Raw genomic sequence first — 21,206 nt, 5'->3', positions numbered from 1 at the left:
ACCCGAACAGTTGCACGAGGCCTGTTGGACCTCGCACTGGCAAGGGATAGAGGATGCCACAGGATCGCGTGTTTGTGGGAGTCGATGTCTCCAAGGATCGCCTGGACGTGGCGGTGCTGGAGGGGGAGAGCTTCGCGGTGTCCAATGACGCGGCGGGCCTGCGGGATCTGGTCCGACGGCTGAAGGCGGCCAAGGCCGGTCCGATCGGATTGGAGGCGACTGGCGGCTATGAGAAGCCCGCGCTGGAAGCTCTGGCGGCGGCGGGTCTGGACGCGCGGCTTCTGGACCCTCGCAAGGTTCGGCGCTTCGCCCAGGCCTGCGGTGTGCTGGCCAAGAACGACCGGATCGACGCGGCGCTGATCGCCCGCTTCGTGGCGTTGATGCCCAGCCGTTCGGCGCGGGTCGACCCGGCGGCCGCCCGGCTGGCTGAGTTGGTTGACGCCCGGCGCCGACTGGTCGAGGAGCAGGCGCGGCTGGACAACGCCGCCCGCCTGGTGCGTGAGCCCGTGCTGGCCCGCCTGGCCCAGCGGCGACGGATGCGAACCCGTCTGGATCTGATCCTGATCGAGAAGCGCCTGGCGCTGCTGGTCGCCGAGGATCCTGACCTGGCGCGCAAGGACGCGCTGCTGCGTTCCGTGCCCGGCGTGGGTCCCGTCCTGGCCTGGACCCTGCTGGCCCGGCTGCCGGAACTGGGCGATCTGGACGCCCGGCAAGTGGCGGCCCTGGTCGGGGTCGCGCCCTACGACCACGACAGCGGAGCGCGACGGGGACGACGCGCCATACGCGGCGGCCGCCCCGTCGTTCGCAACGTCCTCTACATGGCCGCCCTGGTCGGAGCCCGCTTCAACCCCGCCCTGGCCGCCATGAAGGACCGTCTCGCCAAGGCCGGCAAACCCGCCAAGGTCATCCTCGTGGCCCTGATGCGAAAGCTCATCACCATCCTCAACGCCATGCTCCGCGACAACGCCCCATGGCGTTCCGCAATCGCATAACCTCAAGACAGTTGCTCACCCTCCCACCGCCTGCGGCGGCGGGCCCCTCCCTCTCTCTATGAGAGAGGGAAAGTAAGGCCTCAGGCCACCTTCACCCGCGCCGCGCTCTCCGGAAGATCCGTCCCGAACGCGCGCTGGAAGAACTCGGCCACCGTGGCGCGTTCGAGTTCGTCGCACTTGTTCAGGAAGGTCAGGCGGAAGGCCAGGGCCACGTCGTGATCGAAGATCTCGGCGTTCTGGGCCCAGGTGATCACCGTGCGCGGGCTCATGACGGTCGAGATGTCGCCGTTCATGAAGGCGTTGCGGGTCATGTCGGCCACGCGGACCATGGCCGAGATCGTGCGCTTGCCCTCGACCGTGTCGTAGGCCGGGTTCTTGGCCAGGACGATGGCGGCCTCGACGTCGTGCTCGAGGTAGTTCAGCGTCGTGACGATCGACCAGCGGTCCATCTGACCTTGGTTGATCTGCTGGGTGCCGTGATAGAGTCCGGTGGTGTCGCCCAGACCGATGGTGTTGGTGGTCGAGAACAGCCGGAAATACGGGTTGGCGCGGATCACGCGATTCTGGTCGAGCAGGGTCAGCTTGCCGCCCGCTTCCAGGACGCGCTGGATCACGAACATCACGTCCGGACGACCGGCGTCGTATTCGTCGAACACCAGGGCCACGGGGCGCTGCAGGGTCCAGGGCAGGATGCCTTCCCGGAACTCGGTGATCTGCTTGCCGTCCTTCAGGACGATGGCGTCCTTGCCGACCAGGTCGATGCGGCTGACGTGGCTGTCCAGGTTCACGCGAACCAGCGGCCAGTTGAGGCGCGCGGCCACCTGCTCGATGTGCGTCGACTTGCCAGTGCCGTGATAGCCCTGGACCATCACGCGACGGTCGTTGGCGAAGCCGGCGCAGATGGCCTTGGTCGTCTGCGGGTCGAACTTGTAGGCCGGATCGATGTCCGGCACGTGGCTGTCGCGATGGCTGAAGGCCGGAACCTTCATGTCGCTGTCCACCCCGAAGGCTTCACGAAGCGTCACCCACTTGTCGGGGACCAGGGTGATCAGCGGATCGGCGGCGGAGCTGGTTTCGGCGAACTCGGGCATGTCTATCCGATTAGCCTTTTGACCTAGGGGAGGGAAAGAGGTCACGCCGCTGGAAGGGCAAAAAAGCGAACGCCCCGGACGGCTGAGCCGTTCGGGGCGCGCTTGGCTAGTCAGATCCCGAGGGCGGGAAGACTAGTGGTTGGCGATGATCACCGAGGCGATCAGGCCGGTGGCGACGGCCGCCAGGATGTAGCGGTCGTCCACGCGCTGCCAGCGATAACCGCGGGGCGGCTGACGCAGGCCATAGCGGCGGTAGTCGCTCACATAATAGCTGTTGGAGCGATAGCGGCTGTCGAGGCGTTGGCCCTTGCGCCAGTCGCGACGGTCGTGGCGATCCGCGCGGCGGTCGTCCCGACGGTCATCGCGACGATCGTAACGGCTTTGCTCGTAGCGATGGTCGTCGCGGCGGTCGTCGTAGCGTTGGCCCGCGGCGTTGGCGGCGGTGCCCGCCAGCAGGGACAGGGCGAGGGCGGAAATGACAAGGCGCTTCATGGCGGTCTCCTTTTCGATGACACCAACCTAGCGAAGTCGATGTGGCTCCGACATGAACGGCCATCGACAGCAATTGTTCATGTTTCAATTCTGAAATGTTGCGCCGGGCGGAGAATGATTGTCGAATACTGCTCCGGGGGCGGTTCTGGATTTTGCGTGTTGGAGACGCCATGAAGTTGATGTTCGCCCTCGATCCCCGTCGCGATGTTATGGGCCTGCTGCGCGCCGCACGGCGGGAGATCGCCGCCACCGCCGCCCTGCTGGTGACCGGCCTGGGCGTGCTGGCCTTCCTGCACATCGCCGAGGAGGTCGGGGAGGGCGATACGCGGGCCGTCGATCTGGCGATCCTCCACGCCCTGCGCGAGCCGGGACGGCCCGACGATCTGATCGGGCCCAACTGGCTGCACAACGCGGCGATCGACGTCACCTCGCTGGGCTCGCTGACGGTGCTGGGCCTGCTGATCCTGCTGGTCTTCGCCACCCTGCTGTGCCTGAAGCGCTGGGGCGAGGGGCTGCTGCTGCTGGTCTGCGCCTTTGGCGGCGTGGGCATCAGCCAGGGCCTGAAGGCGCTGTTCGGACGCGAGCGCCCGGACATGGCCTATCGCGCGGTCGAGGCCGTCAATGCCAGCTTCCCGTCCGGTCACGCCATGATGTCGGCCGTGGTGTTCCTGACCCTGGGCGCGCTGGCCGCGCGATTCGTCGAGAAGAAGCGCCTCAAGGCCCTGGCCCTGGGCGCGGGGGTGTTCATGTCGCTGCTGGTCGGGCTCAGCCGGATTTATCTCGGCGTCCACTGGGCCAGCGACGTGCTGGCCGGTTGGAGCGTCGGCGCGGCCTGGGCCATGCTGTGCTGGCTGGCGGCTTTCGCCTGGACGCGCTGGCGCGGGCGGGTCGGGGCCGCGGGTTAGGGCTCAGCTAGGGGAGCTTCGGCCCCGACCCGATTTCTACAACACCGTCATCCCGGGCCTTGTGCCCGGGACCCCTGTTTCAGCGTGCACGTGAGGCGCAAGCGGATCACCAGCGGTCCACCCCCTCCGCACCTGCGGCGGATAGAGGGGGCCCGGGCACAAGGCCCGGGATGACGGTTTTCACGGGTGCGAAGGGGCGACCAACTGTCGAGCCGCTAGGCCGTCTTAGCCTTGGGCCGCCAGGCCAGCTCGACCGCTGTCCAGATCGCGCTGGCCAGGTCCAAGAGGCCGATGACCATCCACGGGCGCGGCAGGTTTCCCGTCAGCACCAGGATCCCGATCGCCACCGGCGAGCACAGACGCAGCACTACAGAGGCCCGCATATAGGTGCGCGCGCCGGTCCAGCCGGCTACGTGATAGGCCAGGGAATAGGCGATCAGCATCAGGCCGACCATCCGCGCCCAGGGCTCGGCGACCGGATCCAGCTCCGAACCCAGGATGCGGACGATGTGAAAGGGAGCCACGGCGAAGACCGCGCCGCTGGCCGACAGCACCGACGCCCAGAACCAGATGCTCCACGGGATGCCGAACGGAGTCGGCGTCACCGGCGTCGGAGCCAAAGGCGGCGTTCCGGCCAGACTGGCGTCCGGTTCGCGATCGGTCATGGCGTGCCAGGTCCCTCACGCCCTCCCCGTGGGCGCGGGCGGAGCATGGCGTCAGCCGCGCCTCGTCGCAAGAGACGGGCGCGACGTGACCGCGTCAGGTGGTCATTCCGGCCTTCTGCAGGGTCTTGTAGGCCTTGATCACGCGCTGAAGCTTGTGTTCGGCGCTGCGATCGCCGCCGTTCATGTCCGGGTGGCAGCGCTTGAGCAGGTCCTTGTACTTGGCGCGAATCGTCGCCGGATCGGCGGCGCCGTCCAGGTCGAGATCGGCCAGGGCCGCGCGCTCCAGCTTGCCCAGGTGGCGGTCGGCGGCGGCGCGGTCGGCCTCGGCCTTGCGCTGCTGGGCCCGGAACAGGCCGAACGGGTCGGCGATGTGGCGCGCGTCGCGGGCGGCCATGGCGGCGGCTTCGCGCGAGCGGCTGTCGGCCTTCATGCTCCAGGTCGGGCGGCCGCCGGTGACCTTCTCGGTCTCCTGCTCGGCGCGGATCTGGGCTTCGTTCATGCCGGCGAAGAAGTTCCAGTTCTTGTTATATTCGGCCGCGTGCTTCTGGCAGAACCAGTAGTGCTCGTTGGGCAGGTTGCGCGCCTTGGGCGCCTTGGCCGAACCGGGCAGGCGGCACTCGGGATGATCGCAGCGTTTCTCGCCGGGCTTGAGGCCCAGAACGTCCTTGGCGACGTCGTCCTCGCCCGCCTTCGGGGGACGGACGCGGATGTCGAAAAACTTGGGGCGATATTCAAACTCACGGCTCATGGTCCCTAGAGTAAGCCGGAGCTATTTCCGTTCAAGGATTGACATGCGAGAGAGGGGCATGGGCGCCGTATCCGACACGATCAAAAGCAAGCTCGAAGCCGCTTTCCAGCCTTCGAAGCTGGACCTCAAGGACGACAGCGACCGTCACCACGGTCACGCGGGTCACACCGGCGCGGGCGAGAGCCACTTCAACCTGGTGATCGAGGCGCAAGCCTTTGCGGGCAAGGCCCGGGTGATGCGCCAGCGCATGGTCCACAAGGTGCTGGCCGACGAGCTGGCGGGCCCCGTCCACGCCCTTTCGATCATCGCCACGGCGCCCGGCGAAAGCTGAGCCTTTCGACGTCGATGGGGCTTGCAAGCCGGCCCCGCGACTGATTGCCTCTCTCCCCGGCGCGATCTCGTCGGCGGGGCCTTTCTGGCCCTGAAGCAGCGAGGATGGCATGAGCGCCGACACCACCACCACCCATGAACTGGTCGAATCCCTGGCGGCCGCCGATCTGCCGGCGCTGCTGAAGCGCTCCTATGCGCGCTATTCGAACTTCACCGTCGCCGCCGCCGTGATCGACGAGAACGGAACCGTGCACCTGGGCGTCAATGTCGAGAACGCCGCCTATCCGTCGGGCACCTGCGCCGAGCAGACGGCGATCGGGGCCATGGTCACGGCCGGCTCGCGGCGCATCGACAAGGTGCTGATCGCGGCCGGCTCCAACGCCGTGGTCCAGCCCTGCGGCGCCTGCCGCCAGCGCATCGCCGAATTCGCCTCCGACGCCTGCGAGATCGTCTCTGTGCAGGACGGCGTCGCCACTCGCCGCACGCCGTTCTGGAGCCTGCTGCCGGAAAGCTTCGGGCCCCGGGACCTGGACTAGCCGGTCGCTTTTCCTTCAGCGCTGAACCCAAAGAAAAAGGGGCGGTCCGAAGACCGCCCCTTTCCCATATCTGACGCTCTGCGTCGGCTTACATCTTATAGTTGAAGCCGATGAAGAAGCGGCGACCGAACAGGTCGAAGTTGTCCGAGCTGGTGTTGCCCAGCCACGGAGCCGGGGTCGCGTCGAACGCATTCACGACGCCGCCACGCAGGGTGATGTCTTCGCGCGGGCTGTACTTCACGGTGAAGTCGTGCTGCGTGAAGGAACCCGTCGTGTAGTACTTCGGATCGTAGATGTCGTTGTTGCCGCCCAGGGTGTCCGGGTCGACGATTTCTTGCGACGACTGCCAGTCCACCGCCCACTGCAGCGAGAGCTTGTCGTTGACCGTCCAGTTCAGCTTGGAGCTGAAGCGGAGGCGCGGCAGGCCTTGCGTGGTTTCGTAGTCGGTGTGCTCGTTCGGGTTCGAGATGTTCGTGAAGTCGTGTTGCTCGAACAGGTACGTGCCGCCCAGGTGGTAGTCCAGGCGACCCCAGTCCAGGCCCGTCAGGGTCTCGAAGTCGGTCTTGTAGATGTACTGGAAGTCGATGCCGCGGTTCATCGTGCGGGCGTAGTTCACCGAGCCCTGGATGAAGTCGACGATGCCGTAGCCGGGCGTGGTGCCTTGGCCGGCGGCGCCGGTGCGGGTCAGGGTGGCGCAGATGGCGGTGTTCAGCGTGTCGCCAGCGACGCACTGGTTCGCCGCGACCTGGGCGGAAACCGCCGCGATCACGTCCTTGATGTCGATTTCATAGTAGTCGACGACGAAGGTCGAGTTCGGCCAGAAGCGCGGGGTCAGGATCATCGAGAAGGTCGAGCTGAACGAACGCTCGGGCTTCAGGAAGGGGTTGCCCGAGTTCTTGCCGGCGACCGTGCTGGTGTAGGTGATCACGGTGCCGGTCGGGATGCCCAGAGCCTGGCAGTTCTTGATCCGGTTCGCCTTGATCTTGCTGTCGGTCGTGGCCTGGATGACCGTGTCCGAGCAGGGATCGGTGATCGACACGAAGGTCTGCGACGCCGGGTTGAAGTTCTCGGCCAGCGACGGAACGCGGACGGCCTTACCCGCGGTGGCGCGGAACAGGATGTCCTGGATCGGACGCCACGAGGCGTTGAAGTTGTACGTGTCGGTCTTGCCGACGGTCGTGTAGTCCGAGCTGCGGAACGCAGCGCCGACTTCCAGCGACTTGGCCAGGAACACGTTCTTCAGCAGCGGCAGGCGGGCTTCGCCGAAGTATTCCTTGGTCTCGTACGACGCGCCCGGGAGGTCGCCGCCGGTGTTCAGGAACAGGTAGCGGTCGCCCGTCGAGGCCGAGCGGCCGATGGTCGAGGTTTCTTCACGACGCCATTCCGCGCCGACGGCCAGGCCGATGCGGCCGGCGCCCCAGAAGTCCCACAGTTCGCCGGAGACGTAGCCGAGGGCGTCTTCCTGCTTGTTGTGGTTCTTCACGTTGATTTCGGCGCCGAAGTACTTGGAGGCGGCCGCGTTGAAGCCGCCTTCACCGAACACGCGCGAGGGGGCGCATTCGCTGACTTCCTTGTAGGCCGCGGTGCCCGGGGTGTAGTTGCCGCCGCGATACTGGTCGGCGATCGGGGTGCCGTTGGCGGCCAGCAGCTTCACGCGGCAGACGACTTCGCCCGGCTTGCCGTTGACGATGCCCGCGGTGTCGACGACGGCGTCGACCGAGTGCTTGAAGCGGATGACGTCGACGCCACGCTCGTAGTTGACGTTGTCGTATTCGCCTTGGGTGTAGCTCAGCTCGTAGCTCAGGTTCTTGACGAACGCAAACTCGTCCAGGCCGCCACGGGCGCCGACCACGAAGCGGGTCAGCTCCTTCTTGTTCAGCTGGCTGCGGCTCGGGCCGAAGATGCTGATGCGGGCGCGTTGGTCCAGCACGCTGCCGGTCTGAACGCCGGCGGCGTTGTAGATCGGACGCATGTTGGTGAGGATGGCGTTGCGGACGGTCGAGTCGAGATAGGCGTTGTCCAGGCCGATGTTGAAGGCCGAGGTGCTGGTCAGCACGCCGTTCTGGGTCGGCGATAGGTTGACGATGCCGATGTCGAAGAACGTCTGCTGGCTTTCGTCGTAGGTGGTTTCCTTGATGAACTTGCCTTCACCGAACAGCTGCAGGTTTTCGGTGAGGTTGAAGTTCACGCCGCCTTGGAAGCGCTTGTTCTCGGATTCCGGCAGACGGCTGAACTGGCTGAACTCGGTGTTGATGTTCAGGCCGTCGCCGCCGACGTTGTTGACGCGCGAGCGGCCAACGTTGTTGCGGACGGTGCCGAAGTTGGCCAGGCGCGCCTTGCCGTTCTCGTCGAACTGGTAGGTGAAACCCGGTTCCGGCGTGATGCAGTTGGCGTTGATCGCGACGTTGGCGCCGGCGACGCAGGCGGCCAGCGGGATGTTGCGGCTGGCGTCCGGACGGATGTCGCTGGACAGGGTCAGGGTGCCGCCGCGCGAACGCGAGATGTTGCGGACGTCCTTGTAGAGCACGCTGTCGTAGACGCCGTCGTTGTTGGCGGCCGCGGGATCGTAGTCGACGGCCAGCAGCGCGTAGGCGTCACGACGCCAGTGCATCTCGCTGTCGAGGACTTCGTCGTTCTTTTCGTACTCGGCCGAACCGTAGACGTTCAGCTTGCCGTCGAAGAAGTTCTTGCCGGCCAGGACCGACAGGCGGCGGTTCAGGTCGCCGCCGACCTTGGCGCTCTTGTTGATCTGGGCGACGGTGCCGTCGATTTCCAGACCGTCGAAGTCGCGACGCAGGATGAAGTTGACCACGCCCGAGACGGCGTCGGCGCCGTACTGGGCCGAGTTGGCGCCGGTGATGACTTCAACGTTCTGGATCAGCAGGCGCGGGATGGTGTCGACGTCGACCGACAGGCCGCCCGAGGACGAACCGACGTGGCGACGGCCGTCGACCAGGGTCAGGGTGCGGGCGGTGCCCAGGTCGCGCAGGTTCAGCAGCGACAGGCCGCCGTCGTTCAGGCCCGAGCCGGTGGTGTCTTCCGGGACGATCGAACCCGACAGGGCGGGGATGTCGGCCAGGACGTCGATGACGCTGGCTTGACCGGTCGACACGACGTCGTCGCGCGAAACCTGGATCAGCGGGGTGGGGGCATTGGTGGGGTCGCGGCGGATGCGCGAACCGGTGACGACGACTTCTTCGACAGTCGCGTCGTCGGTAGCCGCGGCCGGAGCCGTTTGCGCCAGGGTTACAGTCGGGGCGAGCAGGGCGATGCTCCCCAGCATCGTCGTCGCGAGCAGAACCTTGGTTTTCAACGCCATGTGTCCGTTGTCCTCAAAACTAAAGACGCCCCAGGGCGCGAATTGCACTGGGGCGGAGGTCTTGTTCCTCGGATGCAACGTTAGCGATTTCGGCTGTCACAAAAACCGAACAAGGCGGAAATGTGCCGTGATGGTGGCTGAGAGTTACAAAAAAGTCACGATTTGGGCCGCTCTCCGGCCGTGGGGCAAGATCATGCCTCAATTGGGCCGCCACGCCGCCCCCTATGGCCGGCGTTTTGGGGGAGATTCTTGCCTGACGCCGAACGTCGCTCGCCGAACGGGAGCCCCTAGCGCGGGAAAATTGGCGAATTTTCTCGGGATTAAGGCCCGTTTAATGTGTCTCCGGATTGCGGTCGGCAATCCGGCGGCGCCTGAAAACGGGCAGGCGGCGCCTAGCTTGCGAGCGACTTCTGGCGCGCCAGCTCTTCGAGCACCCGGCGCAAGTCCGCCTCGCGGAAGGGTTTCTGCAGGACCAGGGCCCCGCGATGGCTTTCCGACAGGCCCGCTTCGCCATAGCCGCTGGCGAAGGCGAAGGGCACGCCCCGGGCCTTCAGCGAGTCGGCGACCGGGAAGATCGGGCGGCCGCCCAGATTGACGTCCAGCAGGGCCGCGTCGATCTCGGCGTCGTGAGCCAGCCGCAGGGCTTCCTCGATCTCGGCGGCGGGACCGACGACGACACAGCCCAGATCGCTGAGCATGTCCTCGACGAGCATGGAGACCAGGGCTTCGTCTTCGACGACCAGGACTTTCAGATTGGAGAGGCTGCTCATGTTCAAGGCTCCAGGGCTCGCATCGGAAGCCCCATGCGGCAGATCAGTCCGAGGCTATCATAAGTTAAGACGACGTCTCCCGACAGTTCGCCGGCGAGACCTTTCTCCAACAATCTGGCGCCGAAGCCCAGGTGGGTGGGAGGAGAGACCGGCGGGCCGCCGCTTTCCGTCCAGACGAGGCGCAGCATCGGTGTCGGGGCGTGCTCGACGCGCCATTCGACCTTCAGCTGGCCCTCGGGAACGGAAAAGGCGCCGTACTTGGCGGCGTTGGTGGCCAGTTCGTGGATCGCCATGCCGATGGCGACCACCGCCTTGGGGCTGAGACGGAGATCCTGGACGTAATCGAAGCGCACCCGGTCGTCGCCGCCCAGGGCCATCAGCTCGACGTCGAGCACCTCGCGCAGGCCGGCGCTCTCCCAGTTTTCCTTGGTCAGCAGGTCGTGGGTCTTGGACAGGGCCATGATCCGCGACTCGAAGGCTTCCTGGAACTGTTCCGGCGACAGGCTGGTGCGCAGGGTCTGGGCGGCGATCGACTGCACGGCCGCCAGGCTGTTCTTGACCCTGTGGTTCAGCTCGTTGAGCAGCAGGCGCTGGCGCTCCTCGGCCACCTTGCGCTCGGTGACGTCCAGCGAGACGCCGGCCATGCGCCGCACGCCGCCCTCGTCGCTGGTCTGGGCGGCGCGGCCGCGGGCGTGGACCCAGCGCGTCTCGCCGGCCGGCGTGGTCGTGCGGTATTCGATGTCGTAGTTGGAGCCGTCGCGGATCGCCGTCTCGATGGCGTCGATCATCCGCGGCCGGTCCTCGGCGTGGATCGAGCCGACCAGGTCGTCGAAGCCGAAACTCTCGTCCGGCCGCCGGCCGTAGTTGGACTTGCAGATGTCCGAGGCGTCGTAGGCGCGGCTGGCGACGTCGAGCTCCCAGGAGCCCAGCCGGCCGCTGTCGAGCGCGAACTTCAGGCGTTCCTCGGTCTGGCGGCGATAGGCCAGCTCGCGCAGGGCGTCCTCCTTGGCGCGCAGCGACTCGATGGTCACGGCCACCTGGGCCGCCAGGCCCACCAGCACGGTCTCGGCGCGGGCCGAGAAGCGTCCGGGTTCGGGATGGCCCAGGAACAGCCCGCCCATCACCTCGCCCTGGCGGGTGACCACCGGCGTGGCCAGGTAGCTGCGCACGGGCAGGTGACCGCTGGGCATGCCGTGATGGGGCGCGCTGCCGCCATAGCGCGGATCGTTGGTGATGTCGTCCGACCGCACCGGCCCCACGCCGTCGAAGGTGGGCGCGAAGATCGCGGTCTTGCGGGGCATGGGATAGTTGGCGAAGGCCGAGGTCGGCGCGCCCGACAGGGTGTAGAGCGAATAGCTTTCGCCGTCGGGATCGACCTGGTTGTAGAAAAAGGCTCCGAACGCCGCGCCCGTCAGTTCGCGCGCGCCGTCCACCACCACCTGCACCACCTCGTCGATGCCGCCGGCGGCCGCCACGGCCTCGGCGATACGGCTGAGGGTCTTGGACCGGTTGATCTCGTCGCACAGCTCGGCCTGGATCCTGGCGAGCCGGCGTTCAAGTGCGTCCTCTTCGGCGCGAACCTCGGTCTCTGCAAGGTTGCCCAACAAGCCCTCCCGACCGGCCCCCCGTGGCCGGCAAGCGCGTTTAACGAAGCTTGGGCGCTTTGGTTCCCAAGCGTTTCAGGAACGATTCTACAAACTTGTCCCTTCATCCAACTTGGCGCTGATCCGCAACGCCGTCACCTGGTTCCTCTGCCGACGGAGCACTTGGAAGCGGTGTTGGTGGAAGATGAAGGTCTGGCCCGGCTCGGGAATGGTCTGGGCTTCGTGGATCACCAGGCCGGCGATGGTCACCGCCTCGTCTTCCGGCAGGTCCCAGTCCATGGCGCGGTTGAGGTCGCGCACGGTCACGTCGCCGTCGACATTGACCGAGCCGTCGGTCTGGCGGCGCACGCCGTCGACACTGGTGTCGTGCTCGTCGTCGATCTCGCCGACGATCTCCTCGAGGATGTCCTCCAGGGTCACCAGCCCCTGCAGGGCGCCGTACTCGTCGACGACCAGGGCGAAGTGGCTCTTGCGCTTGAGGAAGGCGTTGAGCTGGTCCTTGAGATTGGTGGTGTCGGGGATGAACCACGGCTCGCGCAGGATGGCGGCGACGTCCAGGGCCTCGATGCCGCCCTCCGACTCCGCCAGGGCCCGCAGCAGGTCGCGAGCGTGCAGCACGCCGATGATGTTGTCGGGCTCGTCGCGATAGAGCGGGATGCGGGTGTGCTGGGCCTCCAGCGCCTCGGCCACCAGGTCGCGGGGCGGCAGGTCGACGTCCAGCACCACCATCGACTTGCGGTGGACCATGATGTCCGAGACGTCCATGTCCGACAGGTCCAGCACGCCGCCCAGCATCCGCCGGTCGCCGCTTTCGACCAGGCCTTCGGAGTGGTGGTACTCGACCGCGCCGCGGATCTCCTCGTGGGCGGCCAGCACGTCGACGGCCATGTCCAGCTTGACGCCGAACAGCCGCAGGGTGCGCCGGACGATCCACTGGATGGCGTAGATGATCGGACCGAAGAGGCGCACCACCAGCAGGGTGGGGCCCGACAGGAACCGCGCCACGTCGTCGGACTTCAGGATCGCCAGGGTCTTGGGCAGCACCTCGGCGAAGACCAGCACCAGCACGGTCATCACCGCCGTGGCGACGGCGACGCCCCAGGGGCCGGGGATGGCGGCGGTCAGCACCTGGGTCGTCAGGGCGGAGGCCAGGATGTTGATCAGGTTGTTGCCCAGCAGCACCGCCCCGATCATCGTCTCCTGGTCGGACAGCAGCTGGTTGACCCGCTTGGCCGGCTTGTCGCCGTCGCGCTCCAGCTGGTGCATCCGCGCGCGGCTGGCCCCGGTCAACGAGGTCTCGGCGGCCGAGAACAGCGCCGACAGGGTCAGCAGGGCGATGACGATGGGGGCAAGGCCTAGGAGGGCGGCGATCATGCCCCCGTTCTAGACCCTAGGCTTGCAGGGACAAGACCCGCACGCCGCGGGCGCGGCCGTCATTGTCGGTCCAGTGGAAGGTCTCGCCGGCGGTCATGCCGATCAGGGCCGCGCCGACGGGCGTCAGCACCGAGATGCGGGCGTCGTCGATGCTGGCGTCGCGCGGCAGGCTCAGGCGCACGGTGCGGGTCTGGCCGCTGGTCAGGTCCTGGAACCGGACAGTCGAGCCGACGCCCGCGAACGGGCAGGGCGCCTCGCCGGGTTCGACGATCACGGCGCGGGCCATCTCGCCGGCCAGCACGCGGCTGCCCGCGGCGCGGTCGGCGACCGCCTCGGCCAGGTTGGACAGGATCTCGTGGTCGGCCTCGGTCACATAGATGGTGGGCAGGGTCTGGGTATGGGTAGTCATGGATAGCTTTCTTGGGGGAATTTGAGCCTCTTCCGGCGGCCTTAGATAACGAGGCGGCATGCGGGGGCTCGATGGGACGCGCCTTGGGGCGCGAGCGTCGTCGGACGCGGATCTCTTGGGGAAGGCCCTGGAGGACTGTCTTGGAAAAGAGCTGTTCCGGGGATTTTCAACGTCGCCCCAGGCTTGATCGGCGCGGGGTCTAGAGGCCTGCGTTCAGGCGTCCAGCGGCGTCTTGTGCGCCTCTGGTGAAGCGTAGATGGGGAAGCGGTTGGCGAATGTCAAATGGCGGGCCTGCGGAAGCTTCGTCCTTCGACAAGCTCAAGATGAGGTTTCCGACTGAAAGGCTAGTGTTGGACCTCACCCTGAGCCTGTCGAAGGGCGAGGTCGGCGTCTCGGACGGTTGCTCTAGACCGCCCCTTCCTCGACCAGGAACGCCCGCAGCGCCGCGCGATCCACGTCCTTGGCCACGAAGGCGTCGCCGATGCCGCGCACCAGCACGAAGGTCAGGGTCCCGCCCTGCGCCTTCTTGTCCTGGCCGCAGTGGGCGACCAGGGCGTCGGCGGCGAAGGGTTCGAGGCGCACGTCGCTCAGACGGGTCGGCAGGCCGGCGGCCTTGATGGCGGCTTCGGCGCGGACGGCGTCCTGGCTGGAGCACAGGCCCTGGCAGGCCGAGAACCGGAAAGCCTGCGCCATGCCGACCCCGACGGCCTCGCCGTGCTTGAGCGCGTCGCCAAAGCCCATCTCGGCCTCGATGGCGTGGCCGAACGTGTGGCCCAGGTTCAGCAGGGCCCGGCGACCGGCTTCCTTCTCGTCCTCGGCGACGATCTCGGCCTTCATCTCGACGCTGCGACCGACGGCGCGGACCAGGGCGTCGGTGTCGCGCTCGAGCACGGCGCCGACGTTGGCCTCCAGCCATTCGAAGAAGGCGAAGTCGCCCAGCAGGCCGTACTTGACGATCTCGGCATAGCCACAGGCCAGCTCGCGGGCGGGCAGGGTGGCCAGCACGTCGAGGTCTGCCAGCACCAGGCGTGGCTGGTGGAAGGCGCCGATCAGGTTTTTGCCGCGCGGGGTGTCGATGGCGGTCTTGCCGCCGACCGAGCTGTCGACCTGAGCCAGCAGGGTGGTCGGGATCTGGATGAAGTCGATGCCGCGCTTGTAGATCGAGGCCGCAAAGCCCGCGAGATCGCCCACGACGCCGCCGCCGAACGCCACGATCATGTCGCCGCGCTCCAGGCCCAGGGCCAGCAGGCGGTCGGACAGGTCGGCCAGGCCCTCGAAGCTCTTGGTTTCCTCGCCGGGCGGCATGACGATCATGTCGACCGCGATCCCGGCCTTTTCCAGCGACACCGACAGGCGCTCGCCATGGTGCTCGCCGACATTGGCGTCGGTGACGATGGCGGTGCGCTTGCGCTTGAGCAGCGGGGCGATGGCCTCGCCGGCGCGGTCGATCAGCCCCGTGCCGATGACGACGTCGTAGGCGCGATCGCCCAGGCCCACAGGGACGGTCTTGGTCACGGGATGCCCGGTCATGGTGTGAAGGACTCCTGGTCCGCCCGGGCGCGCAGGGCCGCGATGATCGCGTCCATGGCCACCGCGTGCGGCGTGTCGCCCGTCTGAACGTGCAGATGGGCCTGGGAATAGGCCGGATAGCGCAGCTCGGCCAGCTGGGTCAGGACCTCGAACGGGTCCTTGTTCTTCAGCAGCGGCCGGTTGTCCTTGCGGCCCACGCGGCGGGCCAGAAGCTCGATGTCGGCCTTCAGCCACACCGAGACGGCGTGCTGGTTGATCAGGAACCGGGTCTCGTCGTTGACGAAAGCCCCGCCGCCGGTGGCCAGCACGTGCGGCGGCTCCTCCAGCAGGCGGGCGATCACCCGGCGCTCGCCGTCGCGGAAGGCGGCCTCGCCCAGTTCGGCGAAGATTTCGGGGATCGAGCGGCCGGCGGCGCTCTCGACCTCGTTGTCGGCGTCGCGGAACGGCATGTCCAGGGCCTGGGCCAGGCGCCGCCCGACGCTGGACTTGCCGACGCCCATAAGCCCCACCAGCACGATCGTGCGGTTGCGCAGGGGCTGAAGCAGGGAAGCGGACAGGTCGGTCATGATGCGGACGCGGGTTTACATCAGGCTTGGCTCTAGCGCCAAGTTTCACTGACCCGCGCGCGGACGACTTAATCTCCAAGCCTTTCAAGCCCCGCTCATGCTCGCGGGGCGGGCGGTTTGGGCAGGATCGTCCCGCCCGAGTTTTCCGGAACGGGGTCTTGCGTCATAACCGAAGGATGATGTCCCGCATGCGTTCCCGCCGCCGCGTCGCCGCGCCGATCCTCGCCGCCCTGCTGACCACCGTCGCGTCCTCGGCCCTGGCCCAGGTGCAGGTGCAATCCCTGGCCCCGCCGGACCTGTTCTCGACCCCGGCCGGCCAGAGCGACCTGGGCCCTAACCTGTGGAAGGACACCGCCCCCGACATCTTCCGCGACGCCCTGCCCAGGCTCGCGGCCAAGCCGCTCACGCCGGCCTTCGCCGCGCTGGCGCGCAAGGTGCTGGCCACCGGCGCCAACGCTCCGACGGGCGTGGGGAACGATCCCGACCTCGGCGCGGCCCGGGCCCTGGGGCTGCTGGCCCTGGGCGAGGCGGCGGGCGCCGACCTGGTGCTGGATCGCGCGCCGGGCCTGGCGGGCAACGCCTCGTTGTCGCTGGCGGCGGCCGAGGCGGCGCTGATCAAGGGCGACGACGACAAGGCCTGCCGCATCGGCGAGGCCCTGACCGTGGATCGTGGGGCCGGCTATTGGCTGCGCCTGCGGGCCTTCTGCCAGGTCCGCGCCGGCCAGGACGACGCCGCGCACCTGACCTTCACCCTGGCCCAGCAGCAGACGAAGGACGCCGACTACGCCCGGCTGATGACGGCGGTGCTGAACGCAACGCCGCCCGGCGCGGCCAACCTGCGCAACGGGATCAACTACGCCCTGTCGCGCAAGCTGAACCTGGACCTGTCGGCCGCCGCGTCGACGGCTTCGCCGGCGGTGAAGGCGGCGATCACCCCGCCCGGTCCGCCGCCGCCGCCCCTGGCCGGCGCCGACCTGACGGCGGTGCAGGCCTCGGACCTGGCCTTCCTGCGCCAGGCCAAGGGGCTGGCCGGCTTCCTCGACGCGGCCAAGACCTCGGCCGGCTCGATCGCCAACCTGGCCAAGGCCGACGCGCCGCTGACCGATCCGGTGCTGTTCGCCCGAGCGGCTGCGGCGGCCGGCGACTTGCCGACCGCCCAGCTGATCCGCTCGCGCCTGGTGCAGGATCAGATCCCCGGCGCGACCACCACCGACCTGGCCCTGCTGGACGCCCTGATCGCCGCCGCCTCGGGCAAGGTCGACAACCAGGTGCTGGGCCTTCTGATCGATCGCGGCGCGCAGGGCGGCGCCAAGTCGCCGGCCCAACCTGCGGCCCTGCTGCTGGCGTCACTGGGCGGCGCCTTGGGGCCTGAGGAACGCGGACAGTTCGCCAGCTTCGACCTGGGAAAGTCGACGGCCTCGGCCGCCCGGCTGACGCTGTTGGACGACGCCGCTCTGGCCGGCCGCAAGGGCGAGGCGGCGCTGCTGGTCCTGTCGGCGGCGTCTGAGTCCGGTGCGGCAGGCCCTACCGTCGTCGATCGCGCGCGCCTGGCCCAGGGCCTCCATCGCGTGGGCCTGACATCCGACGCGCGGGCGGTGGTGATCGAGGGGCTGCTGGCCCTGACCCTGCCCGTGACCGCGCCCGCCAAATGAGCGCCGCTGGCTGGGTCGACGCCTTCCTGGAGATGATGGCGGTCGAGCGCGCCTCGGCCCGCAACACCCTGACCGCCTATGGCAAGGACCTGGAGGACGCCCGAGGCTTCCTGGTCGGTTCCGGCGAGGATCTCGACACCGCCCCCGCCGAGAGCATCGAGGCCTATTTCCAGGACCTCGGCGCGCGCGGCCTGTCGCCGGCCACCGCCGCCCGCCGGCGTTCGGCCGTGCGGCAGTTCTACAAGTTCGTGCTGGGCGAGGGCTGGCGGCAGGACGATCCCTCCCGCCGCGTGGTCGCGCCCAAGGCCGGCCGGCCGTTGCCGAAGGTGCTGTCGCGCGATGAGGTCGACCGGCTGATCGCGGCGGCGGCCCATAAGGACGGCGGCCAGGGCCTGCGCCTGGCGTGTATGATCGAGCTGCTCTACGCCTCGGGCCTGCGGATCTCCGAGCTTCTGGCCCTGCCGCTGGCGGCGGTGGCCCGCGACCCGGCCTTCGTCATCGTCAAGGGCAAGGGCGGCAAGGAGCGGCTGGCCCCGATGAACAACGCCGCCCGCGCGGCGGTGACGGCCTATCTGGCGGCGAGGCCTCAGTTCCTGCCAAAGGGCGTCAAGGAGAGCCCCTGGCTCTTCCCCTCGCGTTCGGCCTCCGGACGCCTGACCGCCCGCCGGGTCTCGCAGTTGCTGGAAGACGCCGCCATCGCGGCCGGCATCGACCGCGAGAAGGTCAGCCCCCACGTCCTGCGCCACGCCTTCGCCACCCACCTGTTGGAGGGCGGCGCCGACCTGCGGGTCATCCAGACCCTGCTGGGTCACGCCGACATCGCCACCACCCAGATCTACACCCATGTGGCGGGGGATCATCTGGCCCAGGTGGTGAAGACCAAGCATCCGCTGGGGCGGAAGTGATTTCGCTGTCATCCCGGCCAAGCGCGGAGCGCGCCGAGCCGGGATCGCCGGAAGCGCGGCGCCTTTTGCGGTCCCGGGTCTCCGCTTCGCTGCGCCCGGGATGACAGAGAACGACGGGGATTGTGTCCGCGGGCGGCGCTCTCTAGGAAGCCCCTAGAAAATGTAAGGACTTCCCCATGGCCGACGAAACCCGCGACAGCAACGGCACGATCCTGGCCGATGGCGACAACGTCACCCTGATCAAGGACCTGAAGGTCAAGGGCTCGGGCGGGGTCACGCTCAAGCGCGGCACGCTGGTCAAGAACATCCGCCTCACCGACGACACCGACGAGATCGAGGCCAATGTCGAGAAGGTGCGCGGCCTGGTCCTGCGGGTGGAGTTCGTCAAGAAGGCTTGAGGGCGTAGGGCGCCGCGCGCCCCCTCCGTCACGATGCGTATCCGCATCGCGCCACCTCCCCCGTTTCACAGGGGAGGAGGAAACAGAACTCTCCTGCCCCGCTTGCGGGGAGGTGGCGCGGCGCCGATAGGCGACGTGACGGAGGGGGCGTGCTGAGCCCGACTTGTCGCCGCGCTCCCCCTCAGGCCAGCGTCAGGATCTGCGGCCCCGAGCGGGTGGCGGCCAGATCGCGCGTCGTTCTAGACCTTAGTCTAGTTTTGGCCGGCCATTAAGCAGTTGGCCCGGCGGGGTTGCTAGGTCTGGGCCATGGTTTCCGTCTCCTGCCCGCGCCTGATCGCCGTGCTCGCCGCCGTCCTGTGCCTGGCGGTCTTCGGCAAGGCGCAGGCCTGCACCGTCAGCACCACCGTCAGCACGACCCTGGGAACCTATTCGCCGCCGGCGGTGAAGGCCGGCGCCGTCCCGGCCCTGCAGAGCCGGGCGGGACTGATGTGCGACAGCGCCCTGCTGGTGCTGCTGAGCAACAACGCCATCAAGGGCAAGTTCCACAGCCAGAACGGCCTGAAGCTCAAGCCGTCCAGCGGCGCGACCACCATCGCCTATGTCGCCTCGGCGGACCCCGGCGGCACGGTCCCCTTCGCCGAAGGGGCCAGCGTCGACTACATGCAGAACAACCTGCTCAACCTGTTGGGCCTGCTGGGGTCGAGCAACGCCGACCTGCCGATCTACGTCAAACCCTCGGGCGTGGCGCCGCCGATCGGGACCTATACCGACAAGATCACCATCGACTGGACCTGGAACCTCTGTCCGGGCATCGGCCTGCTGGGCGCCTGCATCGGCACGCCCGACAGCGGCACGGCCACGTCGGTGATCACCGTCAGCCTGATCGTCTCGCCGCAGAACATCATCGTGGTCATGAGCGGCGCCACCACCTGGGATCCGGTCAACGCCGCCAGTTCGCCCAAGGCCATTCCCGGGGCCCGCCGCCGGCTGTCGCTGAGCGTGACCAATCCCGACATCGTGCCGCTGGACGCCGGCGCCCTGGCCCTGGTGCTGCCCACGCCCTCGGGGGCGGTGCTGGCCCTGGACGGCGACGGCGCGACCGGCGGGGCGGCGATCAAGCTGACCGAAGGCTCACCGGTCTCCAACACCACGCTGAACTATGTCGGCCCGAGCTCCACCACCGACGACGTCGACTTCTCGTCGGACGGCGGCGCGACCTGGACCTATGTCCCGACCGCCGGAAACCTGGCCTCCCAGGCGGCCATCACTCATCTGCGCATCCGGCCCCAGGGCGCGATGGCCAAGCAGTCCTCCTTCTCGGTCTCGGCGCCGTTCCTGGTGAAGTGAGGCCATGGATGCTCCCTCAATGGGGGAGCACCTGTTTCAGCGTCCCTCGGCCGCCGCCTGCAACGCGGCGACGTCGATCTTGACCATCTTCATCATCGCCGCGAACACGCGGGCCGCCTTGGCCTTGTCGGGGCCGGTGGTCAGTTCGGTCAGCTGCTTGGGCGTGACCTGCCAGGACAGGCCGAAGCGGTCCTTCAGCCAGCCGCAGACGCTTTCCTGACCGCCGCCGGCCAGCAGGGCGTCCCAATAGCGGTCGACCTCGGCCTGGCCGTCGCAGTCGATGACGAACGAGATCGCCTCGTCGAACTTGAAGACCGGGCCGCCGTTCAGGCCCATGAACGGCCGGCCGTCCAGCTCGAACACGACGGTCATCACCTCGCCGGCCTTCTTGCCGCCGCCCTCCTGGATATCCATCGGATAGCGCTCGACCGAGGTGATCTTCGAGTTGGGAAAGATCGAGACGTAGAACTCGGCGGCCTCTTGCGCCTGATCGTCGAACCACAGGCACGAGGTGATCCTGGGCATGTCGCATCCTCCTTGGCGGCCGCGCGGGCCTTTGTCCAAGGACGGACCGGCGGGCGGGGTTCCGACATCCGCCGTCAAATTCAGGTCTTCATCCAGTCGACGAAGGCCCGCAGCGCCGGCGAGAGTTGTCGGCGGCTGGGATAGTAGAGGAAGAACCCCGGATAGGGCTCGCACCAGTCCTCCATCAGCGACACCAGCCGGCCGGCGGCGATGTCGTCGGCCACCAGGGGCAGGAACAGGAAGGCCAGGCCCGCGCCGTCGACGGCGGCCTGGCGCAGCACCTCGTTGTCGTCGGCGATCAGCACGCCGGGCGGGTTGACCACGATCAGCCGGCCCTGCCGCTCGAACTCCCAGGGCCAGGGCTGGCCGGTCGGGCGGCGGCTGAGCAGGCAGCGGTGGCCGGCGATATCCTCGGGATCCGTCGGCGCGCCGTGCTCGGCCACGTAGTCGGGCGAGCCGACCAGGGCCTGGCGGGCCTGTCCGCCCAGCGGCGCGGCGATCATGTCGGGCGCCAGGCGCTCGCCCAGCCGCACGCCGCAGTCGAAGCCGCCGGCGACGATGTCTGAAAGGCCGTCGTCGCAGGTGATCTCCAGCCGCACCTCGGGATAGGCCCGCAGGAAGCCGCCCAGCCGGGGCCCCAGCAGCATCCGCGCGGCGGTGCGGGCGATGTTGATGCGCAGCCGGCCGGAGGGCCGATCGCGGAACACCGCCACCTCGGCCAGGGCGTCGTCGATGTCGCTGAGCGCCGGCCGCAGCCGGGCCAGCAGCCGCTCGCCGGCCTCGGTGGGGGCGACGCTGCGGGTGGTGCGGTTCAGCAGCCGCACGCCCAGCCGGGTCTCCAGGTTGCGGATCGTGTGGCTGAGCGCCGAGGCCGAGACGCCCAGCTCCTGGGCCGAGGCGCGAAAGCTGCGGCGCTCGGCCACGACGGCGAAGGCGACGAGGTCGGGCAGGGGGCGTGAATCCATTGCTGAATTTAGCTCAGCAGTGCGTTGAGACTGCAAGCGCTTATCCCGGGCCGGCTTCGCGCCCATCTTCGCCGTGTCGCCAG

At 68.1% G+C, this 21,206-nt stretch carries 21 protein-coding genes and 1 pseudogene; 9 read left to right on the top strand and 13 right to left on the bottom strand.

Translation table 11 applies throughout. The features are described from left to right. The first annotated feature begins 53 nt into the window (after positions 1-53). Positions 54-992 carry an IS110 family RNA-guided transposase gene (locus tag AC1RUS_RS09730; RefSeq protein ID WP_492915466.1) on the top strand — a complete coding sequence of 313 codons (939 nt, stop codon included), beginning with the start codon at positions 54-56 and terminating at the stop codon, positions 990-992. Positions 993-1,072: 80 nt separating this feature from the next. On the opposite strand, the gene cobS is transcribed toward AC1RUS_RS09730, so the two are convergent. Both cobS and AC1RUS_RS09720 read right to left on the bottom strand, forming a co-directional pair. Then, entirely contained in the window at positions 1,073-2,083 is a 1,011-nt protein-coding gene (gene cobS / locus AC1RUS_RS09725) for a cobaltochelatase subunit CobS (RefSeq protein ID WP_492915464.1), read from the bottom strand. Positions 2,084-2,215: 132 nt separating this feature from the next. Continuing rightward, positions 2,216-2,575 carry an RcnB family protein gene (locus tag AC1RUS_RS09720; RefSeq protein WP_492915462.1) on the bottom strand — a complete coding sequence of 120 codons (360 nt, stop codon included), beginning with the start codon at positions 2,573-2,575 and terminating at the stop codon, positions 2,216-2,218. A 179-nt stretch (positions 2,576-2,754) separates the two neighbouring features. Here AC1RUS_RS09720 and AC1RUS_RS09715 point away from each other — a divergent pair, with 179 nt between their 5' ends. Further along, positions 2,755-3,480 carry a phosphatase PAP2 family protein gene (locus AC1RUS_RS09715; protein ID WP_492916276.1) on the top strand — a complete coding sequence of 242 codons (726 nt, stop codon included), beginning with the start codon at positions 2,755-2,757 and terminating at the stop codon, positions 3,478-3,480. Positions 3,481-3,695: 215 nt separating this feature from the next. On the opposite strand, the gene AC1RUS_RS09710 is transcribed toward AC1RUS_RS09715, so the two are convergent. Together AC1RUS_RS09710 and AC1RUS_RS09705 are read right to left on the bottom strand one after the other, a co-directional pair. Continuing rightward, positions 3,696-4,145 (bottom strand): hypothetical protein, encoded by a 450-nt coding sequence (locus AC1RUS_RS09710; protein WP_492915459.1) that lies wholly within the window; start codon positions 4,143-4,145, stop codon positions 3,696-3,698. Between the two features lie 94 nt (positions 4,146-4,239). Further along, the gene (locus AC1RUS_RS09705) at positions 4,240-4,893 is read right to left on the bottom strand and encodes a J domain-containing protein (RefSeq protein ID WP_492915457.1); all 654 of its coding nucleotides are present in this window, start codon (positions 4,891-4,893) and stop codon (positions 4,240-4,242) included. A 58-nt stretch (positions 4,894-4,951) separates the two neighbouring features. Between AC1RUS_RS09705 and AC1RUS_RS09700 the strand changes: the two genes are divergently transcribed. Continuing rightward, the gene (locus tag AC1RUS_RS09700) at positions 4,952-5,224 is read left to right on the top strand and encodes a BolA family protein (protein ID WP_492915455.1); all 273 of its coding nucleotides are present in this window, start codon (positions 4,952-4,954) and stop codon (positions 5,222-5,224) included. Positions 5,225-5,333: 109 nt separating this feature from the next. Next, positions 5,334-5,759: a cytidine deaminase gene (gene cdd, locus AC1RUS_RS09695; RefSeq protein WP_492915453.1), complete on the top strand. Its 426-nt coding sequence runs from the start codon at positions 5,334-5,336 to the stop codon at positions 5,757-5,759. Positions 5,760-5,847: 88 nt separating this feature from the next. Here cdd and AC1RUS_RS09690 read toward each other — a convergent pair whose 3' ends face one another. From AC1RUS_RS09690 to AC1RUS_RS09660, 7 genes are all read right to left on the bottom strand, one after another. Then, the gene (locus AC1RUS_RS09690; RefSeq protein WP_492915451.1) at positions 5,848-9,078 is read right to left on the bottom strand and encodes a TonB-dependent receptor domain-containing protein; all 3,231 of its coding nucleotides are present in this window, start codon (positions 9,076-9,078) and stop codon (positions 5,848-5,850) included. A gap of 392 nt (positions 9,079-9,470) precedes the next feature. Further along, entirely contained in the window at positions 9,471-9,848 is a 378-nt protein-coding gene (locus AC1RUS_RS09685; protein WP_492915449.1) for a response regulator, read from the bottom strand. A gap of 2 nt (positions 9,849-9,850) precedes the next feature. Continuing rightward, positions 9,851-11,452, bottom strand: a complete 1,602-nt coding sequence (locus AC1RUS_RS09680) for an HWE histidine kinase domain-containing protein (protein ID WP_492915447.1) — start codon at positions 11,450-11,452, stop codon at positions 9,851-9,853. 87 nt (positions 11,453-11,539) lie between these two features. After that, positions 11,540-12,826 carry an HlyC/CorC family transporter gene (locus AC1RUS_RS09675; RefSeq protein ID WP_492915446.1) on the bottom strand — a complete coding sequence of 429 codons (1,287 nt, stop codon included), beginning with the start codon at positions 12,824-12,826 and terminating at the stop codon, positions 11,540-11,542. A gap of 16 nt (positions 12,827-12,842) precedes the next feature. After that, positions 12,843-13,235, bottom strand: a complete 393-nt coding sequence (locus AC1RUS_RS09670; RefSeq protein ID WP_492915444.1) for a GreA/GreB family elongation factor — start codon at positions 13,233-13,235, stop codon at positions 12,843-12,845. Positions 13,236-13,640: 405 nt separating this feature from the next. After that, positions 13,641-14,750, bottom strand: a complete 1,110-nt coding sequence (gene aroB, locus AC1RUS_RS09665; RefSeq protein ID WP_492916274.1) for a 3-dehydroquinate synthase — start codon at positions 14,748-14,750, stop codon at positions 13,641-13,643. Between the two features lie 11 nt (positions 14,751-14,761). Then, the gene (locus tag AC1RUS_RS09660) at positions 14,762-15,331 is read right to left on the bottom strand and encodes a shikimate kinase (protein ID WP_492915442.1); all 570 of its coding nucleotides are present in this window, start codon (positions 15,329-15,331) and stop codon (positions 14,762-14,764) included. 188 nt (positions 15,332-15,519) lie between these two features. Between AC1RUS_RS09660 and AC1RUS_RS09655 the strand changes: the two genes are divergently transcribed. The 5 genes and pseudogenes from AC1RUS_RS09655 to AC1RUS_RS09635 all read left to right on the top strand — a co-directional run bounded on the left by AC1RUS_RS09655 (position 15,520) and on the right by AC1RUS_RS09635 (position 19,633). Next, complete coding sequence (locus AC1RUS_RS09655; RefSeq protein WP_492915440.1) at positions 15,520-16,983, top strand: hypothetical protein; 1,464 nt, start codon at positions 15,520-15,522, stop codon at positions 16,981-16,983. Continuing rightward, positions 16,980-17,888 (top strand): site-specific tyrosine recombinase XerD, encoded by a 909-nt coding sequence (locus AC1RUS_RS09650; protein ID WP_492915438.1) that lies wholly within the window; start codon positions 16,980-16,982, stop codon positions 17,886-17,888. Before AC1RUS_RS09655 ends, AC1RUS_RS09650 begins: the two co-directional genes overlap by 4 nt. Before the next feature lie 176 nt (positions 17,889-18,064). Beyond that, positions 18,065-18,286 carry an alkylphosphonate utilization protein gene (locus tag AC1RUS_RS09645; protein ID WP_492915436.1) on the top strand — a complete coding sequence of 74 codons (222 nt, stop codon included), beginning with the start codon at positions 18,065-18,067 and terminating at the stop codon, positions 18,284-18,286. 17 nt (positions 18,287-18,303) lie between these two features. Beyond that, a pseudogene (locus AC1RUS_RS09640) lies at positions 18,304-18,416 on the top strand (hypothetical protein); the annotation flags it as partial. 176 nt (positions 18,417-18,592) lie between these two features. Then, positions 18,593-19,633 carry a spore coat protein U domain-containing protein gene (locus tag AC1RUS_RS09635; RefSeq protein WP_492915434.1) on the top strand — a complete coding sequence of 347 codons (1,041 nt, stop codon included), beginning with the start codon at positions 18,593-18,595 and terminating at the stop codon, positions 19,631-19,633. 36 nt (positions 19,634-19,669) lie between these two features. On the opposite strand, the gene AC1RUS_RS09630 is transcribed toward AC1RUS_RS09635, so the two are convergent. Next, positions 19,670-20,158 carry a VOC family protein gene (locus AC1RUS_RS09630; protein WP_492915432.1) on the bottom strand — a complete coding sequence of 163 codons (489 nt, stop codon included), beginning with the start codon at positions 20,156-20,158 and terminating at the stop codon, positions 19,670-19,672. A gap of 80 nt (positions 20,159-20,238) precedes the next feature. Next, positions 20,239-21,123, bottom strand: coding sequence for a LysR family transcriptional regulator (locus AC1RUS_RS09625; protein ID WP_492915430.1), 885 nt, complete (start codon positions 21,121-21,123; stop codon positions 20,239-20,241). Between the last annotated feature and the right edge of the window lie 83 nt (positions 21,124-21,206).

The sequence above is a fragment of the Caulobacter sp. GW821-FHT10F06 genome (assembly GCF_058809215.1).
This window is presented reverse-complemented; position numbering and strand designations above follow the sequence as displayed.

What these genes read in the sequence shown, in the direction of transcription:
- AC1RUS_RS09730 (WP_492915466.1), top strand. Translation starts at nt 54, where the DNA reads ATGCCACAGGATCGCGTGTTTGTGGGAGTCGATGTCTCCAAGGATCGC.
- cobS (WP_492915464.1), bottom strand. Translation starts at nt 2,083, where the DNA reads ATGCCCGAGTTCGCCGAAACCAGCTCCGCCGCCGATCCGCTGATCACC.
- AC1RUS_RS09720 (WP_492915462.1), bottom strand. Translation starts at nt 2,575, where the DNA reads ATGAAGCGCCTTGTCATTTCCGCCCTCGCCCTGTCCCTGCTGGCGGGC.
- AC1RUS_RS09715 (WP_492916276.1), top strand. Translation starts at nt 2,755, where the DNA reads ATGTTCGCCCTCGATCCCCGTCGCGATGTTATGGGCCTGCTGCGCGCC.
- AC1RUS_RS09710 (WP_492915459.1), bottom strand. Translation starts at nt 4,145, where the DNA reads ATGACCGATCGCGAACCGGACGCCAGTCTGGCCGGAACGCCGCCTTTG.
- AC1RUS_RS09705 (WP_492915457.1), bottom strand. Translation starts at nt 4,893, where the DNA reads ATGAGCCGTGAGTTTGAATATCGCCCCAAGTTTTTCGACATCCGCGTC.
- AC1RUS_RS09700 (WP_492915455.1), top strand. Translation starts at nt 4,952, where the DNA reads ATGGGCGCCGTATCCGACACGATCAAAAGCAAGCTCGAAGCCGCTTTC.
- cdd (WP_492915453.1), top strand. Translation starts at nt 5,334, where the DNA reads ATGAGCGCCGACACCACCACCACCCATGAACTGGTCGAATCCCTGGCG.
- AC1RUS_RS09690 (WP_492915451.1), bottom strand. Translation starts at nt 9,078, where the DNA reads ATGGCGTTGAAAACCAAGGTTCTGCTCGCGACGACGATGCTGGGGAGC.
- AC1RUS_RS09685 (WP_492915449.1), bottom strand. Translation starts at nt 9,848, where the DNA reads ATGAGCAGCCTCTCCAATCTGAAAGTCCTGGTCGTCGAAGACGAAGCC.
- AC1RUS_RS09675 (WP_492915446.1), bottom strand. Translation starts at nt 12,826, where the DNA reads ATGATCGCCGCCCTCCTAGGCCTTGCCCCCATCGTCATCGCCCTGCTG.
- AC1RUS_RS09670 (WP_492915444.1), bottom strand. Translation starts at nt 13,235, where the DNA reads ATGACTACCCATACCCAGACCCTGCCCACCATCTATGTGACCGAGGCC.
- AC1RUS_RS09660 (WP_492915442.1), bottom strand. Translation starts at nt 15,331, where the DNA reads ATGACCGACCTGTCCGCTTCCCTGCTTCAGCCCCTGCGCAACCGCACG.
- AC1RUS_RS09655 (WP_492915440.1), top strand. Translation starts at nt 15,520, where the DNA reads ATGCGTTCCCGCCGCCGCGTCGCCGCGCCGATCCTCGCCGCCCTGCTG.
- AC1RUS_RS09650 (WP_492915438.1), top strand. Translation starts at nt 16,980, where the DNA reads ATGAGCGCCGCTGGCTGGGTCGACGCCTTCCTGGAGATGATGGCGGTC.
- AC1RUS_RS09645 (WP_492915436.1), top strand. Translation starts at nt 18,065, where the DNA reads ATGGCCGACGAAACCCGCGACAGCAACGGCACGATCCTGGCCGATGGC.
- AC1RUS_RS09635 (WP_492915434.1), top strand. Translation starts at nt 18,593, where the DNA reads ATGGTTTCCGTCTCCTGCCCGCGCCTGATCGCCGTGCTCGCCGCCGTC.
- AC1RUS_RS09630 (WP_492915432.1), bottom strand. Translation starts at nt 20,158, where the DNA reads ATGCCCAGGATCACCTCGTGCCTGTGGTTCGACGATCAGGCGCAAGAG.
- AC1RUS_RS09625 (WP_492915430.1), bottom strand. Translation starts at nt 21,123, where the DNA reads ATGGATTCACGCCCCCTGCCCGACCTCGTCGCCTTCGCCGTCGTGGCC.